The sequence below is a fragment of the Catellatospora sichuanensis genome, assembly GCF_007483665.1.
Classification (GTDB): domain Bacteria; phylum Actinomycetota; class Actinomycetes; order Mycobacteriales; family Micromonosporaceae; genus Catellatospora; species Catellatospora sichuanensis.
Window position 1 is genome coordinate 138,641 of record NZ_VIQO01000024.1, and the last position, 14,016, is coordinate 152,656.

9 protein-coding genes and 2 pseudogenes are annotated in these 14,016 nt (G+C 71.3%); 8 read left to right on the top strand and 3 right to left on the bottom strand.

Annotated features, from left to right (window positions below; translation table 11 throughout):
• Positions 1 to 52: 52 nt before the first annotated feature.
• Both FLL47_RS30200 and FLL47_RS30205 read right to left on the bottom strand, forming a co-directional pair.
• Complete coding sequence (locus tag FLL47_RS30200) at positions 53 to 1,495, bottom strand: carboxylesterase/lipase family protein (RefSeq protein WP_144125074.1); 1,443 nt, start codon at positions 1,493 to 1,495, stop codon at positions 53 to 55.
• Positions 1,496 to 1,696: 201 nt separating this feature from the next.
• Positions 1,697 to 3,343 (bottom strand): FAD-binding dehydrogenase, encoded by a 1,647-nt coding sequence (locus FLL47_RS30205; protein ID WP_186315991.1) that lies wholly within the window; start codon positions 3,341 to 3,343, stop codon positions 1,697 to 1,699.
• A gap of 170 nt (positions 3,344 to 3,513) precedes the next feature.
• On the opposite strand from FLL47_RS30205, the pseudogene FLL47_RS44300 reads away from it, so the two are divergent.
• From FLL47_RS44300 to FLL47_RS30230, 5 genes and pseudogenes are all read left to right on the top strand, one after another.
• Positions 3,514 to 3,972: pseudogene (locus tag FLL47_RS44300) on the top strand (SigE family RNA polymerase sigma factor); the annotation flags it as partial.
• 1,209 nt (positions 3,973 to 5,181) lie between these two features.
• On the top strand, positions 5,182 to 6,768 hold the full coding sequence (locus tag FLL47_RS44305) for a SigE family RNA polymerase sigma factor (protein ID WP_246158842.1): 1,587 nt from the start codon (positions 5,182 to 5,184) through the stop codon (positions 6,766 to 6,768).
• A 130-nt stretch (positions 6,769 to 6,898) separates the two neighbouring features.
• A pseudogene (locus FLL47_RS44310) lies at positions 6,899 to 7,357 on the top strand (SigE family RNA polymerase sigma factor); the annotation flags it as partial.
• A gap of 1,209 nt (positions 7,358 to 8,566) precedes the next feature.
• Complete coding sequence (locus FLL47_RS30225; RefSeq protein WP_144125084.1) at positions 8,567 to 9,532, top strand: isopenicillin N synthase family dioxygenase; 966 nt, start codon at positions 8,567 to 8,569, stop codon at positions 9,530 to 9,532.
• Positions 9,533 to 9,639: 107 nt separating this feature from the next.
• Positions 9,640 to 9,987, top strand: a complete 348-nt coding sequence (locus FLL47_RS30230) for a hypothetical protein (protein WP_222106270.1) — start codon at positions 9,640 to 9,642, stop codon at positions 9,985 to 9,987.
• Positions 9,988 to 9,999: 12 nt separating this feature from the next.
• On the opposite strand, the gene arfB is transcribed toward FLL47_RS30230, so the two are convergent.
• On the bottom strand, positions 10,000 to 10,425 hold the full coding sequence (gene arfB / locus FLL47_RS30235; protein ID WP_144125090.1) for an alternative ribosome rescue aminoacyl-tRNA hydrolase ArfB: 426 nt from the start codon (positions 10,423 to 10,425) through the stop codon (positions 10,000 to 10,002).
• Positions 10,426 to 10,699: 274 nt separating this feature from the next.
• On the opposite strand from arfB, the gene FLL47_RS30240 reads away from it, so the two are divergent.
• The 3 genes from FLL47_RS30240 to FLL47_RS30250 all read left to right on the top strand — a co-directional run bounded on the left by FLL47_RS30240 (position 10,700) and on the right by FLL47_RS30250 (position 13,999).
• Positions 10,700 to 11,980: an ABC transporter substrate-binding protein gene (locus tag FLL47_RS30240; protein ID WP_144125093.1), complete on the top strand. Its 1,281-nt coding sequence runs from the start codon at positions 10,700 to 10,702 to the stop codon at positions 11,978 to 11,980.
• Between the two features lie 199 nt (positions 11,981 to 12,179).
• Positions 12,180 to 13,058, top strand: a complete 879-nt coding sequence (locus tag FLL47_RS30245; protein WP_144125366.1) for a carbohydrate ABC transporter permease — start codon at positions 12,180 to 12,182, stop codon at positions 13,056 to 13,058.
• Positions 13,055 to 13,999, top strand: coding sequence for a carbohydrate ABC transporter permease (locus FLL47_RS30250; protein ID WP_144125096.1), 945 nt, complete (start codon positions 13,055 to 13,057; stop codon positions 13,997 to 13,999). The genes FLL47_RS30245 and FLL47_RS30250 overlap by 4 nt, the downstream gene beginning before the upstream one ends.
• Positions 14,000 to 14,016: the final 17 nt, after the last annotated feature.

The following is a 14,016-nucleotide window of genomic DNA, read 5'->3' on the forward strand; positions in this document are numbered from 1 at the left end:
GCATTCGCGCACTTTCCCCGAAACTGCAGCGCCGCCGAGCCGGACCCGGCGGTCAGGTCCAGGAGCGCAGTTCGGCGTCGTTGGGGGCGTGGACGAGGAGCGGGGTGGGGGCGTCGAAGCGCATCACGGGGCGGGTGTCGTTCCAGCGGGTCCAGCCGGGGTCGCCGGTGGTGGCGAAGTCCACCCAGGCCCGGTGCATCGCGTCGGCCAGCTCCTGCGGCGGGTTCGGCCCGGACAGCGGCAGCCCGTCGGGTGTGCCCAGGGTGTCGAACACGAAACCGATCTCCAGGGCGTGGCACGCGCCCAGCCGCTCCATCGGGGACGGCCAGGCGAACTCGTACAGCCAGGTGTCGCCCGGCGTCCGGGCGTCGGCCAGCAGGTTGAGCGGCCGCCGCAGCAGCCGGTCGGTCGCGATGACGCCGAGCAGCTCGCCCGGCGACGCCTCCGGCCGGGCCGCCCGGTAGGTGCGCGCGGTGCGCGCCCGCACCCGGAACTTGGCCAGGGCCAGCCGCAGCGTGAACCGGTTGATCCGGTCGACCAGCCCGGTCGGCACGAACCACAGCCGGTACTCCTCGGCGTTGTAGCCCAGCAGCACACCGATGTCCGCGGCCGCGCCGTCGTGCAGTGCCACCATCGGGTCGCGGGGCAGCACGTCACCGTCGACGGCCAGGGTGAACCCGTTGCCGTTGCCGATCGGCGGCCCGCCCCGGGTGATCGAGACCTGCGCGGCCAGCAGCCGAGCCCGGTCCACCTGCGCGAACGCCTCGGCCGTCGCCGGGACCTTCAGCCGCTTCGCGATGAGCCGGGTGGAGCGCCCCGCGGCCTCGGGCGGCTGCGCGGCCGGAGCCCCGCTCTGCAGCACCGCCCGGTGGAACAGCCCCTTCGCGTACGGGCTGGTCAGCAGCGCGCCGATGGAGATCGACCCGGCCGATTCGCCGAACACGGTCACTTTGCCCGGGTCGCCGCCGAACGCCGCGATGTTGTCGCGTACCCAGGTCAGCGCGGCGATCTGGTCGCGCAGGCCGAGGTTGGCCGGGGCGTCGGGGAAGACGCCGAAGCCCTCGATGCCCAGCCGGTAGTTGATCGACACGAGCACGACGCCGTCGCGGGCGAAGTTGCCTCCGTCGTACGCGGGCAGGCAGTTCGACCCGTTGCGCAGCGAGCCGCCGTGGATCCACACCATGACCGGGCGGCCCACCGCGCCCGCGGGCGCCCACACGTTCAGGTTCAGGCACTCGTCGCCCGGGATCGACGGATCGGACAGCAGCCGGTCCATCGGCGGCGGGAACGGCGCCTTCGGCGCGGTGGGCCCGTAGACCAGCGCGTCGCGCACGCCCGTCCACGGCGTCACCGGCGCGGGCGCGGCGAACCGGTGCGCACCGAACGGCGCCGCCGCGTACGGCACGCCCAGGAACACCGCGACCCCGTCGTCGACCCGCCCCCGCACCCGCCCGTCCCGGATTGCGACCACGACCTCGACAGCCGTCTCCGTCATCCCCGCATTCTCCCGCCCCGAGCGAAAGGAAGGGCACCTTCTTAACGCTTTGCGTATAGGAAGGTGCCCTTCTTAACCCGGTACCGCACGCTCGCAGGGCGTCTTTCGCCCAGGTCGTGTGCTCACGGTGTGCGGTGGCGCAGCCGCCGTCCGGGTGGTGCGTGCGGGGGCCGTGGCCGGGTGTGGTCGGCCACGGCCCGGTCACACGGCCGCGGCGGCGGCGCGGCCCGCCTGGCGGCCGGAGAAGATGCAGCCGCCGAGGAACGTGCCCTCCAGCGACCGGTAGCCGTGCACGCCGCCCCCGCCGAACCCGGACACCTCGCCGGCCGCGTACACCCCGGGCAGCGGCGTCCCGTCGGCCCGCAGCACCCGGCCCGCCAGGTCGGTCTCCAGACCGCCCAGGGTCTTGCGGGTGAGGATGTTGAGCCGGACCGCGATCAGCGGACCCGCCTTCGGGTCCAGCAGCCGGTGCGGCGTCGCCACCCGGATCAGCTTGTCGCCGCGGTAGTTGCGCGCCCCGCGGATCGCGGTGACCTGCAGATCCTTGGTGAACGTATTGGTCATCTCGCGGTCGCGCGCCTCGACCTGCCGCTGCACGTCGGCCAGGTCGAGCAGACCCTCGCCGGTCAGCTTGTTCATGCCTGCGACCAGCTCGGCCAGGGTGTCCGCGACGACGAAGTCCGCGCCGTTGCGCTTGAACGCCTCGACCGGGCCGGGCGCGCCGGGCAGCGCCCGCTTGAGCACCTGCCGCACGCTCTTGCCGGTCAGGTCGGGGTTCTGCTCGGAGCCCGACAGCGCGAACTCCTTCTCGATGATCTTCTGGGTGAGCACGAACCAGGTGTACTCGTGCCCGGTGCCCATGATGTGCTCGAGCGTGCCGAGCGTGTCGAAGCCCGGGAACAGCGGCACCGGCAGCCGCTTGCCGGTCGCGTCGAGCCACAGCGAGGAGGGGCCGGGCAGGATCCGGATGCCGTGTTTCGCCCAGATCGGAGCCCAGTTCTCGATGCCCTCGGTGTAGTGCCACATCCGGTCGCGGTTGATCAGGTTGCCGCCCGCGTCCTCGGTGATGCCGAGCATCCGGCCGTCCACGTGCGCGGGCACGCCGGACAGCAGCCGCTGCGGCGGGGTGCCCAGCCGCTGCGGCCAGTTGCGCCGGACCAGGTCGTGGTTGCCGCCGATGCCGCCGGACGTCACGATCACGGCCTGCGCGCGGAAGGAGAAATCACCCACCTCGGTACGCGAACTCGCCTCACCCCGCGCGGCCGCGCTGGGCTCCAGCACGGTTCCGCGTACGCCGTCGACCATCCCGGCGGTCTGCGTCAGCTCGTCGACGCGGTGCCGGAACGCGAGCGTGACCAGGCCCTTGTCCACCGCCGCGAGGACCCGGCGGATGAACGGGGCCAGCACGCCCGGCCCGGTACCCCAGGTGATGTGGAAGCGCGGCACCGAGTTGCCATGCCCGTCGGCGAGGTAACCGCCGCGCTCGGCCCAGCCGACCACCGGGAAGAACCGCACGCCCTGCGCGTGCAGCCAGGACCGCTTCTCACCGGCCGCGAAGTCCACGTAGGCCTGCGCCCAGCGGCGCGGCCATGCGTCGCACTCGCGGTCGAACCCGGCGCTGCCCAGCCAGTCCTGCAGGGCCAGCTCGGGGGAGTCCTTGATGCCCATCCGGCGCTGCTCGGGCGTGTCGACCAGGAACAGGCCGCCGAACGACCAGAAGGCCTGGCCGCCCAGCGACGCCTCGGGCTCCTGGTCGAGCAGGAGGACGCGCTTGCCGGCGTCGGCCAGCTCGGCGGTGGCGACGAGACCGGCCAGCCCGGCTCCGACCACGATGACGTCTGCGTCCACGCTGCCACTCCCTGGATACACGGTGATGTGACCGGCAGCATAGCGAACGCGAAACTCTTTCGTTTCGTTCGGCACCCGCGCGCGGCGGCCTGCCGGATGATGCACCCCGGGGACCGGATGCCCCTCAACCCGAGGGCGCTTCGCTGCGTATTGGGGAGCGGAGGTGGCGGATGGACAGGTACGACGGTTTCCACGAGTTCGTGGTCGCGCGGGGCGGTGCGCTGTCGCGCACGGCGTTCCTGCTGACGGGGGAGCACCACGCGGCGGAGGACCTGGTGCAGTCGGCGCTGGCCAAGGCGGTGACCCGGTGGCGGCAGATCGTGGAGTACGGGCAGCCGGAGGCGTACATCCGGCGCATCATGATCAACGAGCAGATCTCGTGGTGGCGGCGTCGCCGGGCGCGTCCTGTGGCCGAACCGCCCGACCTGCCCGGCCCCGACGAGCCCCACCGGATCGTGGACCGGGTCGCGCTCGGCGAGGCGCTGGACACGCTCTCGCCCCGCCAGCGCGCCGTGGTCGTGCTGCGCTTCTACGAGGACCTGTCCGAGGCGGACACCGCCGCCGCGCTGGGCTGCTCGGTCGGCACCGTCAAGAGCCATACCCACCATGCCCTGGATCGGCTCCGCCAGGCGCTGCCGCTGTACGCCGAGCACGCCGGCCAGTACGCCGATGCGCGTGCCGCCCTGGTCACGGCGCGGCGCCGCCGATCCCGCCGGGCGGCGGTGGCGGCGCTGGCCACCGTGCCGCTGCTGCTGACCGCCATCTGGTACGCGGTGCACGACCCGGCCGACGTGCCACCGCCCGTGACGGGGCCGCCCTCGGCGAGTCCGGTGTCGCTGCCCCCGCTGCGCCCACGTCCGGAGCGGCCGACGAGTGTGGGCGAGCTGCCCTCCGAGCGTGGCATCGGGGGCGCGTCGCTGCTGCTGGTGGAACAGGCCCCGGGTCTGGTGGAACTGGTCGGCGGTGACGGCGGCCTGTACTCCCACCTGGTGCCCGCCGACCAGCTCCTCAACGCGCCGACCCTGTCCCCGGACGGCCGCTGGCTCACCTGGACGACCGTCCGGGCGACGATGGTGCGCGACCTCACCACCACCACGGTGCGCGAGCTGCCGCCCTCGTCCGGCCCGCCCTTCTGGTCGCCGTCGGGTGCCTGGTTCCTCGTGCCGGGCACGCCGACCCGCGGCGACCTGCTCTACCGGATGCCGGACTGGACGGCGTACCCGCTCGCCCTGGTGGCGCCGGACCAGCTGGCCAGGGCGGTGCTGGACAGCGGTGAGCTGCTGCGTCTCGCGAGCCCGGTGAGCCGCACCGTCGCCCGGATCGAACTGATGGATCCGTTCACCGGGGTGGCGCGGAGCATCACGGTGGACGTGGGCGAGCTGCTCGACGACGGCGAATCCGTGGGCGGCGCCATCCTGACGAACGATGGATCGCCGCCGCGGATCGAGATCATGGTGGGGGCCGCCGGAGTGGCGGCTCTCCAGGTCGTGCCCGAGGAGCCGCCCGCCGGCGGTATCGCCCGCAAGAATTCGATGCTCGAATTTTCGACCGCGGACGGCCGGGTGCTGCGCCGCATCGACCTCGTGCCCGGCGTCGGCGTCTGGGCGCTCTGTTACCGGGGCGGGGATCTGCTGTGGAAGGACGGCACGCAGCTGCGGCTCAGGCCGTCAGGTGCGGCTCACGACGAGGTGGTGATGCCGCTCGACCCGGAGTGGGCGATCAGGCCACCCGGCTGCTGGGGCGTCGGGCGGGTCGCGTGATCCGGCGAAACCGTCCGGGCCGGAAGATGACCTCCAACCCGGGAGGGTCCTGTCGCGTCATGAGGGCGGAGGTGGCGGATGGACAGGTACGACGGCTTCCACGAGTTCGTCGTGGCGCGGGGCGGTGCGCTGTCGCGCACGGCGTTCCTGCTGACGGGAGAGCACCACGCGGCGGAGGATCTGGTGCAGTCGGCGCTGGCCAAGGCCGCGTTGCGGTGGCGCTGGCTGGTGGAGCACACGCAGCCGGAGGCGTACATCCGGCGCATCATGATCAACGAGCAGATCTCGTGGTGGCGCAGGCGGCCCGCCCGGCCGGTCGCGCAGGTGCCCGAGCGGGCCGGTCCCGACGAGCCGGGGCAGGTCGTGGAGCGGATCGCGCTCGGGCAGGCGCTGGACACGCTCACCCCGCGGCAGCGCGCGGTGGTGGTGCTGCGTTTCTACGAGGACCTGTCCGAGGCGGACACCGCCGCGCTGATGGGCTGTTCCGTCGGCACCGTGAAGAGCCAGACCCACCTGGCGCTGGGTCATCTGCGGCGCGCGCTGCCGCGCTACGCCGAGCAGGCGGGCGAGTACGCCGACGGCGATGCCGCCCTGGCCCTGGCGCGACGCCGCCGGACCGGCCGCACGGTCGCCGCCGCGCTGCTGGCCGTGCCGATGCTGGCGGGCCTGCTGTGGTACGCCGTGCGCGGCCCCGACACCGTCCCGCCGCCGGTGGCCACCACACCGTCCGGCATCCCGACCCCGGTCAAGCCGCTGCCGGCACTGCCGACCCGGCTCGACCCGAACGCCCGGAGTGAGCCGCTGCCCACCGATCGCGGCCCCGGGCCGGCGGTGCTGCAGACGTACGACGACCGGACGTCGACCGGGCCGCAGACCGTGCTGGTCATGGTCGACGGCCGCCACTACTCGGTCCCGCAGCCCGAGGGGGGTTTCGCGAGCAAGCCGACGCTGTCGCCGGACGGGCGCCGGCTCACCTGGTCGACGGCCGCGGCGACGCTGGTCCGCGACCTCACCGGAACCGAGGTGCGTGAACTGCCCGCGACGTCGACGGCCCCACTCTGGTCGCCAGGGGGTGACTGGTTCCTGCTGCCGGCGCGGGCGGGCACCGGCGAGACGCTCTACCACCTGCCCGACTGGACGGCCCGTGAGCTCGCGCCCCTGTCGTCGTGGGACAGGACGACCAAGGTCGTGCTGGACAGCGGCGAGTTGCTGCGGTCCGCCGGCAGTCCCACCAGGACCACCGTCCCGTTGGAGGTGGTGGACCCGGTGACGGGCACCGTCCGGGCGATCACCGTCGACGCGGCCGACCGGATCGAGCCGGGCGAGTCGATGCGCAGCCTGGCGATCTTCGCGGCGCCCGGCGGCACCGCCGGGCTGGAGGTGATCGGCGGGGGTCCGAACGGGTCCGCCCGGGTGATGGTGGACGTGCTCCAGTTCTCGGCGGCCGACGGCCGGGTGCTGCGCCGGATCTCGCTGCCGCCGGACCGGATGGGGTTCCCGCTCTGCTTCCGGGGCGCGGAGCTGCTGTGGACGGATCTGGCGAGCATCCGCCGCGCGCCGGTCCCGCAGGGCCTCGAACTGCTGATGGAGCTCGACAGCCCCCTGAACATCGTGGAGCCTGCGGGTTGCCGTCGTTCCACGCAGCTCAGCTCCTTCGGCTCCTGACGGTGGCCGGGTCCGCCTCCCGCCGCCGCGCGAGAGGCGGACCGATGCCGCGGGGCCGCCTCCCGAACGCCCGTGCCGGATGATCCCAACCTCCGGGCACGCTGCCGCGTAGGGGGAGTGGAGGTGACAGATGAGCCGATACGACGGCTTCCACGAGTTCGTCGTCGCACGGGGCGGGGCGCTGTCGCGTACGGCCTTCCTGCTCACCGGCGAGCATCACGCGGCCGAGGACCTGGTGCAGACCGCGCTGGCCAAGGCCGCGACCCGGTGGCGGCAGATCATGGAGTACGGCCAGCCGGAGGCGTACGTCCGGCGCATCATGGTCAACGAGCAGATCTCGTGGTGGCGGCGGCGTCCGGCGCGGCCGATGGCCGAGCTGCCCGATCGCCCCGGCCCCGATGAGCCCCACCGGGTGGCGGAACGGGTCACGCTCACCCGCGCCCTGGCCACCCTCGCGCCACGCCAGCGGGCCGTGCTGGTGCTGCGCTTCTACGAGGATCTGTCCGAGGCGGACACGGCGGCCGCCATGGGCTGCTCGGTGGGCACCGTCAAGAGCCAGACCAACCTCGCGCTGACCAACCTCCGGCGTACGCTGCCGCTGGTCGCCGAGCATTCCGGGCAGTACGCCGACGCGCAGGCCGCGCTGGCGACGGCGCGTAGGCGGCGGACCCGGCTGGCGGGTGCGGCGGCGGTGCTGACAGCGCTGCCGCTGCTGCTCGGCGCGGCCTGGTACGCGCTGGCCGGCGCCACCCCGGTGCCGCCACCGGTGACCAGCTCGCCGAGCCCGTCCGTACCGGCCCCGTCGATCTCGCCGGTGGCGCTGCCGCCGCTCCCCGCCGTCGTGCCGCCCGGTGACGTCCTGCCGGCCCTGCCCGCGGACCGGGGGGTGCGCGGCGGGGCGATGCTGCTGAGGAAGCAGACCCCGGACGGTCCCGTCTACGAGCTGGTCGGCGGCGACGGACGCCGGTACCGGTTGCCCGCCGAGCCGACCGGCGGCTTCACCACGGAGCCCGGCCTGTCGGCGGACGGTCGGTGGCTGATGTGGTCCTCGCCCCAGGGAACCGTGGTGCGCGAGCTGACCTCCTCGACCGAGCACCGGCTGCCGTACGCGGTCACCGAGGCACGCTGGTCACCCTCCGGGACCTGGCTCTTCGGACAGCGCCACCCGGAGGTCCAGGGGGTGCTCGTCAGGCTCGCGGACTGGTCGGTGCGGGAGTTCATCCCGCCCGATGCGGCCAGGCCCGTCGAGGCGCTGCTGGACAGCGGGGAGCTGTTGCGGCTCGGCAGCCTGATCACCGACACCACCGTCACCCTCGACCGGGTCGACCCGCTGACCGGGGCCGCCCGCAGGATCACCGTGGACCTGCGGGGCGTGCTGCGGGCCGGGGAGTCCGCCGTCTCCGTCGAGATCACCCAACTGCCCAGCGGCGAACGCAGCCAGCTCGCCTTCATCCGGCCCGCCGCCGACGGCACCGCGGGCGTGGAGATCGTGCGATCCCGCGCCGGCAGCAACGAGTCGGTGGCGGCCGTGATCAGGTTCTCCCTCGCCGACGGCCGCGTGCTGCAACGGATCGACCTGTCGGCCGACGGCTTCTCGCTGCCCCTGTGCTTCCACGGCACGGATCTCCTGTGGACCGACGGCACGCGTGTCATCGGCTCCGCGGGTGCGGCCGCGTACCGGCTGCCGCTCGATCCGGTGTATGGCTACAAAATGCCCGGGTGTGCCCGGATCGCCGACCGGGAGAAGACCGGCTGAGCAGCGGCGGCGCGGTCCGCGGCGGGCTGCCAGAATGATCGGATGGATGGTTCTCTGCCGATCGTCGACCTGTCCGCCGACCGTGCCGTCGTGGCCGCCGGGATCCGCGCGGCGTGCCGCGACAGCGGGTTCTTCTACCTGACCGGGCACGGCGTCCCGGACGAGCTGCTCACCCGGCTCGACGCGGCGTCACGGGAGTTCTTCGCGCTGCCCGAGGACGAGAAGATGGAGATCGCGATGGCCCGCGGCGGGCGGGCCTGGCGGGGCTTCTTCCCGGTCGGCGGCGAGCTGACCTCGGGGCGGCCGGACCTCAAGGAGGGCCTGTACTTCGGCGCGGAGCTGCCCGCCGACGACCCACGGGTGGTGGCCGGGCTGCCGCTGCACGGGTCCAACCTGTACCCCCGGCAGGTGCCGGAGCTGGCCGCGGTGGTGCCCGCGTACCTGGCCGCGCTGACCGGTGTCGCGCAGGAGGTGATGCGCGGCGTCGCGGTGAGCCTGGACCTGCCCGAGGACTACTTCGCGAACGGGTACACGGCCGACCCGACGATCCTGTTCCGGATCTTCCACTACCCGCCGTCGCCGGCCGGGGACGACGGCTGGGGCGTCGGCGAGCACACCGACTACGGCCTGCTCACCCTGCTGGCCCAGGACGACAATGGCGGCCTGCAGGTGCGTACGCCGGCCGGCTGGCTCAACGCGCCGCCGGTGCCGGGCACGTTCGTCTGCAACATCGGCGACATGCTGGACCGGCTGACCGGCGGCTGGTATCGCTCGACCCCGCACCGGGTGCGCAATGTCAGCGGCAACGAGCGGCTGTCGTTCCCGTTCTTCTTCGACCCGGACTTCTCGGCCGAGGTGCCGCCGCTGCCCGGCCGGGCGCGCGAGGGTGCGGACGGCCACCCCCGCTGGGACGGCCAGGACCTGCGGGTGTTCACCGGAATGTACGGCGACTACCTGCTGGGCAAGGTGGGCAAGGTGTTCCCGCAACTGCGCGGCGAGGTCCTGTGACCGTCTCTTCGCCCAGCAGGGGACATGCTGTTCACCGGAACGACAGCAGCCGTCCATCTCGGCGGGCGAGGGTCGAGTGATCGGCTCACCGACCGCTGGAGATGACGTTGACCGCTCGGTTCGAGTTCTACGAGCGGGCGTGCGCCGGCGTCACCTGGCGGCTGCTGTCCAGCAACAACCGTGATCTCGGACGGTCCGGAATGGGTTTCCCCGATGTGGACGCATGCCTGCGCGCCGTGGACGAGGTGCGCGCCGCGGCCGGCGAGGCCGAACCGGTGATCCACCGGGTGAGCCGGTTGGCCTGGGCGTGGCGGCTGGAGGCCGGTCCCGGCGCGGTCGCCATCGCCAGCCGCGCGTATCAGCGGCGGGTGCAGGCCCAGACGGCCTGCGATCTGTTCCTGCGCCTGGCCGTGGCGGCCCCGGTCAACCCGGAGGTACGCCAGACTCGCAGCTGACGCGGGCCGGGTTCAGTCGTGGGCGCCGCGGCGCAGCTGCTTGATGGCCGAGCGGTGCTTCTTGGCCTGTAGCCGGCGCTGCTTGGCGCCCTTGCTCATCCTGGTCGGGCGGCGGGGCGGCGGTGGGGGAGCGAGCGCGTCGCGCAGCAGGCCGGCGAGGCGTTCGCGGGCGGCCTCGCGGTTGGACAGCTGGGCCCGGTGCTCGCTGGCGGCGACGGTCAGCACGCCGCCGGTGAGCCGTCCGCTCAACCGTTCGAGGATGCGCAGCCGGAGATCGTCGGGGAGGACGTGGGAGCGCTCCACGTCGAAGGACAGCTCCACCCGGCTGTCGGTCGTGTTGACGCCCTGTCCGCCCGGCCCGGAGCTGCGCGAGAAGCGTTCGCGCAGCTCGCTGTCCGGTATCACGAGCTCGTCAGTGATCTTCAGGTCCTCGGCCACGGTGCTGCGCACCCCCTTCCGGCGTCGTTTCGCGCCCGCTGATCATGCCGTACGGAGAGCGCGTTCACTGCACGGTTTTCCTTCCTGACCAGTGTAACCATCGACAGTTACCAAAGTTGCTTAAGCGGTTTTCATGGTCCACGTCACAGGTTCGTCACGAGGATGACGTCCTATTGACACGTTGGGAGCGCACCCATAACGTGTGTGCACTTATCCGGTTCAGTAGACGCTCTGCTATCTCTGGGAGCGCTCCAAGTTGTTTCGGAGGACGTACATGCGACTGCACAGGTCCGGCTGGGTCGTGGCGACCGCGCTCGTCGCGGTCGGCGCGCTCACCCTCGCCGGTTGCAAGGGCGGCGGTAGCGATGAGCCGTCGAAGCCCGGCAGCCCGGTCGAGCTGAAGATCGCTTTCTGGGGCGACTTCGGTCTCGACGAGCTCAAGGCCAAGTACGAGGCGGCCAACCCGAACGTCAAGATCGTCCTCAACTCGGGCGAGTACAACGCTCAGCACGAGGACCTGCAGAAGAAGCTCATCGCGGGCTCCGGCGCTCCTGACATCGCCGCGATCGACGAGGGCTTCATCGTCAGCTTCCGCAGCCAGGCCGACAAGTTCGTGAACCTGCTGGACAAGGGCGCGAGCAAGTACCAGGACAAGTACCTGGGCTGGAAGTGGAAGCAGTCGCTGTCGGCCGACGGCAAGACGCAGATCGGCCTCGGCACCGACGTCGGCGGCCTGGCCATGTGCTACCGCACCGACCTGTTCAAGGCGGCGGGCCTGCCGGTCGAGCGGGACAAGGTGTCCGCCCTGTGGCCGACCTGGGACGACTTCATCAAGACCGGCCAGGACTACACCGCCAAGTCGAAGAAGAAGTTCGTCGACAACGCCACCAACCTGTTCAACCCGATCCTGGGCCAGCAGCCGGTCGGCTTCTACGACGAGTCCGAGACGCTGAAGATGGACGGCGGCCCGAAGGCCGCGTTCGACCTCACGGTCAAGGCCATCGGCGCCGGCCTTTCGGCGAACCTGCCGGCCTTCTCGCCGGAGTGGAACGCGGGCTTCGTCAAGGGTGACTTCGCGGTGCTGGCCTGCCCGGCGTGGATGCAGGGCCACATCAAGAACACCGCGCCGGACACCGCCGGCAAGTGGGACGTCGCGGCCATCCCCGGTGGCGGCGGCAACTGGGGCGGCTCGTTCCTGACGGTCCCGAAGCAGGGCAAGAACACCGACGAGGCGTACAAGCTGCTCGAGTGGCTGATCCAGCCGGAGCAGCAGATCGAGATCTTCAAGAAGGTCGGCAACCTGCCCTCGCAGCCGGCCCTCTACAAGGATCCCGCCATCGCCGACTTCAAGAACCCGTTCTTCAGCAACGCCCCGGTCGGCCAGATCTTCAGCAAGACCGCCGAGGGCCTGACCCCGCAGTACCTGGGCAAGAAGAACGGCCCGACCCGGGTCGCGGTCGAGAACGTCATCAACTCCGTCCAGGCCGGCACCACCAAGGCCGCCGACGCCTGGGCCCAGGCGCTGAAGGAAGCCGACAAGGCCGCCAAGGCCTGAGCGGTCTGACCCTGTCGCGTTGCAGTGGGGATCAGAAGGGGTGGGCGTCTCCCTACGGCGTCCACCCCTTCGCCCGCCGCGACGGGACGTGGCCCGCCATGGCGCTCGCCACGTTCCGCATCATATCGACCATCCTCGGTAAACGGAGGTAATCGTGCGCGGGCTGTCGCACCGGCTGCACCGATTCGACGTGAAGCAGATGCCTTACGTCCTGATCGCACCGTTCTTCATCCTCTTCGCGATCTTCGGGCTGTTCCCGTTGATCTTCAATGGCGTGGTGGCCCTGCGCACCTGGCGGCTGGACGATCCGGCCCAGGACGGGTGGGCGGGCCTGGCCAACTTCGAGCGCCTGCTGACCGACGAGGACTTCTGGAACGCGCTCTACAACACCTTCGGCATCTTCGTGCTGTCCACGGTGCCCCAGCTGTTCCTCGCCCTGTGCGTCGCGTTCCTGCTCAACCGCAGGCTGCGCGGGCAGACCTGGTTCCGGGTCAGCATGCTGCTGCCGTACATCACCCCGCTGACCGCGTCCACGCTGGTCTTCCTGGTGGTGTTCGGGCGGGACACGGGCGTGGCCAACTGGGTCCTGTCCGTCGTCGGCATGGACGACCCGATCGACTGGCGCGCGGGCAAACTGCAGTCCTGGGTCGCCATCGCCACGATGGTCAACTGGAAGTGGATCGGCTACAACGCGCTGCTCTACCTGTCCGCGATGCAGACCATCCCGCGCGACATCTACGAGGCGTCCGCCCTCGACGGGGCGACCTCTTGGAAGCAGCTGTGGCGGATCACCGTGCCGATGATCCTGCCCGTCGTGATCTTCACCGTGGTGCTGTCCACCATCGGCGGCCTGCAACTGTTCACCGAACCGATGCTGCTCGACTCGAACCCGGCGTCGGCCAGCGGCGGCTCCAACGGCGAATGGCAGACCATCGCCCAGCTCATCTACAAGGTCGGCTGGAAGAACCTCAACCTGGGCTACGCCGCGGCGATGTCCTGGGCCCTGTTCCTGATCATCGTGATCGTGGCGGTCGTCAACACCCTGCTGACCAACCGGCTCGGAGGAGGAAAGCGATGACCACGACCACCGACACCCGCAGCGCGACCCCGCCCGGGGCGGATCCTGATCAGGCCCCGCCGCGCCGCAAGGTCAAGCCGTCCCTGTCGGGCCGCGCGCCCCAGGACACTCCGGCCGGCAAGTGGACGTACCTCCTGCTCGGACTCACCTTCCTGTTGTCGATCTACCCGATCTACTGGATGTTCGTCATCGCGACGAGCACCGACGCGGCGCTGGCCGAGATCCCGCCGAAGTTCCTGCCGGGCGGCGAGTTCATGAAGAACCTCGACGAGGTCTTCTCCCTGCAGGACGTGTACTTCGCCGAGTCGCTGGTCAACAGCGTCATCGTGTCCACCGTGACCACGGTGTCCGTGCTGTTCTTCTGCTCGGTGGCCGGATACGCGTTCGCCAAGCTGCGGTTCCGGGGCAGCCGGATCCTGATGGTGATGGTCATCCTCACCCTCACCGTGCCCAACCAGCTCGGCATCGTCGCGCTGTACATCCTGATGGGCTACATGCCCGGCGAGGGCGGCTGGAACGGCAGCCTGCTCGCGGTCATCGTGCCCGGCCTGGTCAGCGCGTTCGGCGTGTTCTACATGCGGCAGTTCATCCTCGGCGCGGTGCCCGACGAGCTGATCGAGTCGGGGCGCGTGGACGGGGCCACCACGATGCGCATCTACTGGAGCATCGTGCTGCCCGCGATCCGGCCCGCGCTGGCCGTGCTCGGCCTGCTCACCTTCGTCAGCAGCTGGAACGACTTCCAGTGGCCGCTGATCACGCTGGGCGGCACGGACTACCCGACCTCGATGGTCGCGCTGTTCGACCTGGCCAGCGGTAATTATGTGCTGTACCGGCGAGTGCTCGCCGGTGCGTTCGTGGCCACCGTGCCACTGATCATTCTGTTGTTCGTCGGGGGCAGGCAGATCGTCCGCGGCATCATGGAGGGTGCGGTCAAATCGTGATGATGGCGTCTCGGTCC

What these genes read in the sequence shown, in the direction of transcription:
- FLL47_RS30200 (WP_144125074.1), bottom strand. Translation starts at nt 1,495, where the DNA reads ATGACGGAGACGGCTGTCGAGGTCGTGGTCGCAATCCGGGACGGGCGG.
- FLL47_RS30240 (WP_144125093.1), top strand. Translation starts at nt 10,700, where the DNA reads ATGCGACTGCACAGGTCCGGCTGGGTCGTGGCGACCGCGCTCGTCGCG.
- FLL47_RS30250 (WP_144125096.1), top strand. Translation starts at nt 13,055, where the DNA reads ATGACCACGACCACCGACACCCGCAGCGCGACCCCGCCCGGGGCGGAT.
- FLL47_RS30245 (WP_144125366.1), top strand. Translation starts at nt 12,180, where the DNA reads ATGCCTTACGTCCTGATCGCACCGTTCTTCATCCTCTTCGCGATCTTC.
- FLL47_RS30225 (WP_144125084.1), top strand. Translation starts at nt 8,567, where the DNA reads ATGGATGGTTCTCTGCCGATCGTCGACCTGTCCGCCGACCGTGCCGTC.
- FLL47_RS44305 (WP_246158842.1), top strand. Translation starts at nt 5,182, where the DNA reads ATGGACAGGTACGACGGCTTCCACGAGTTCGTCGTGGCGCGGGGCGGT.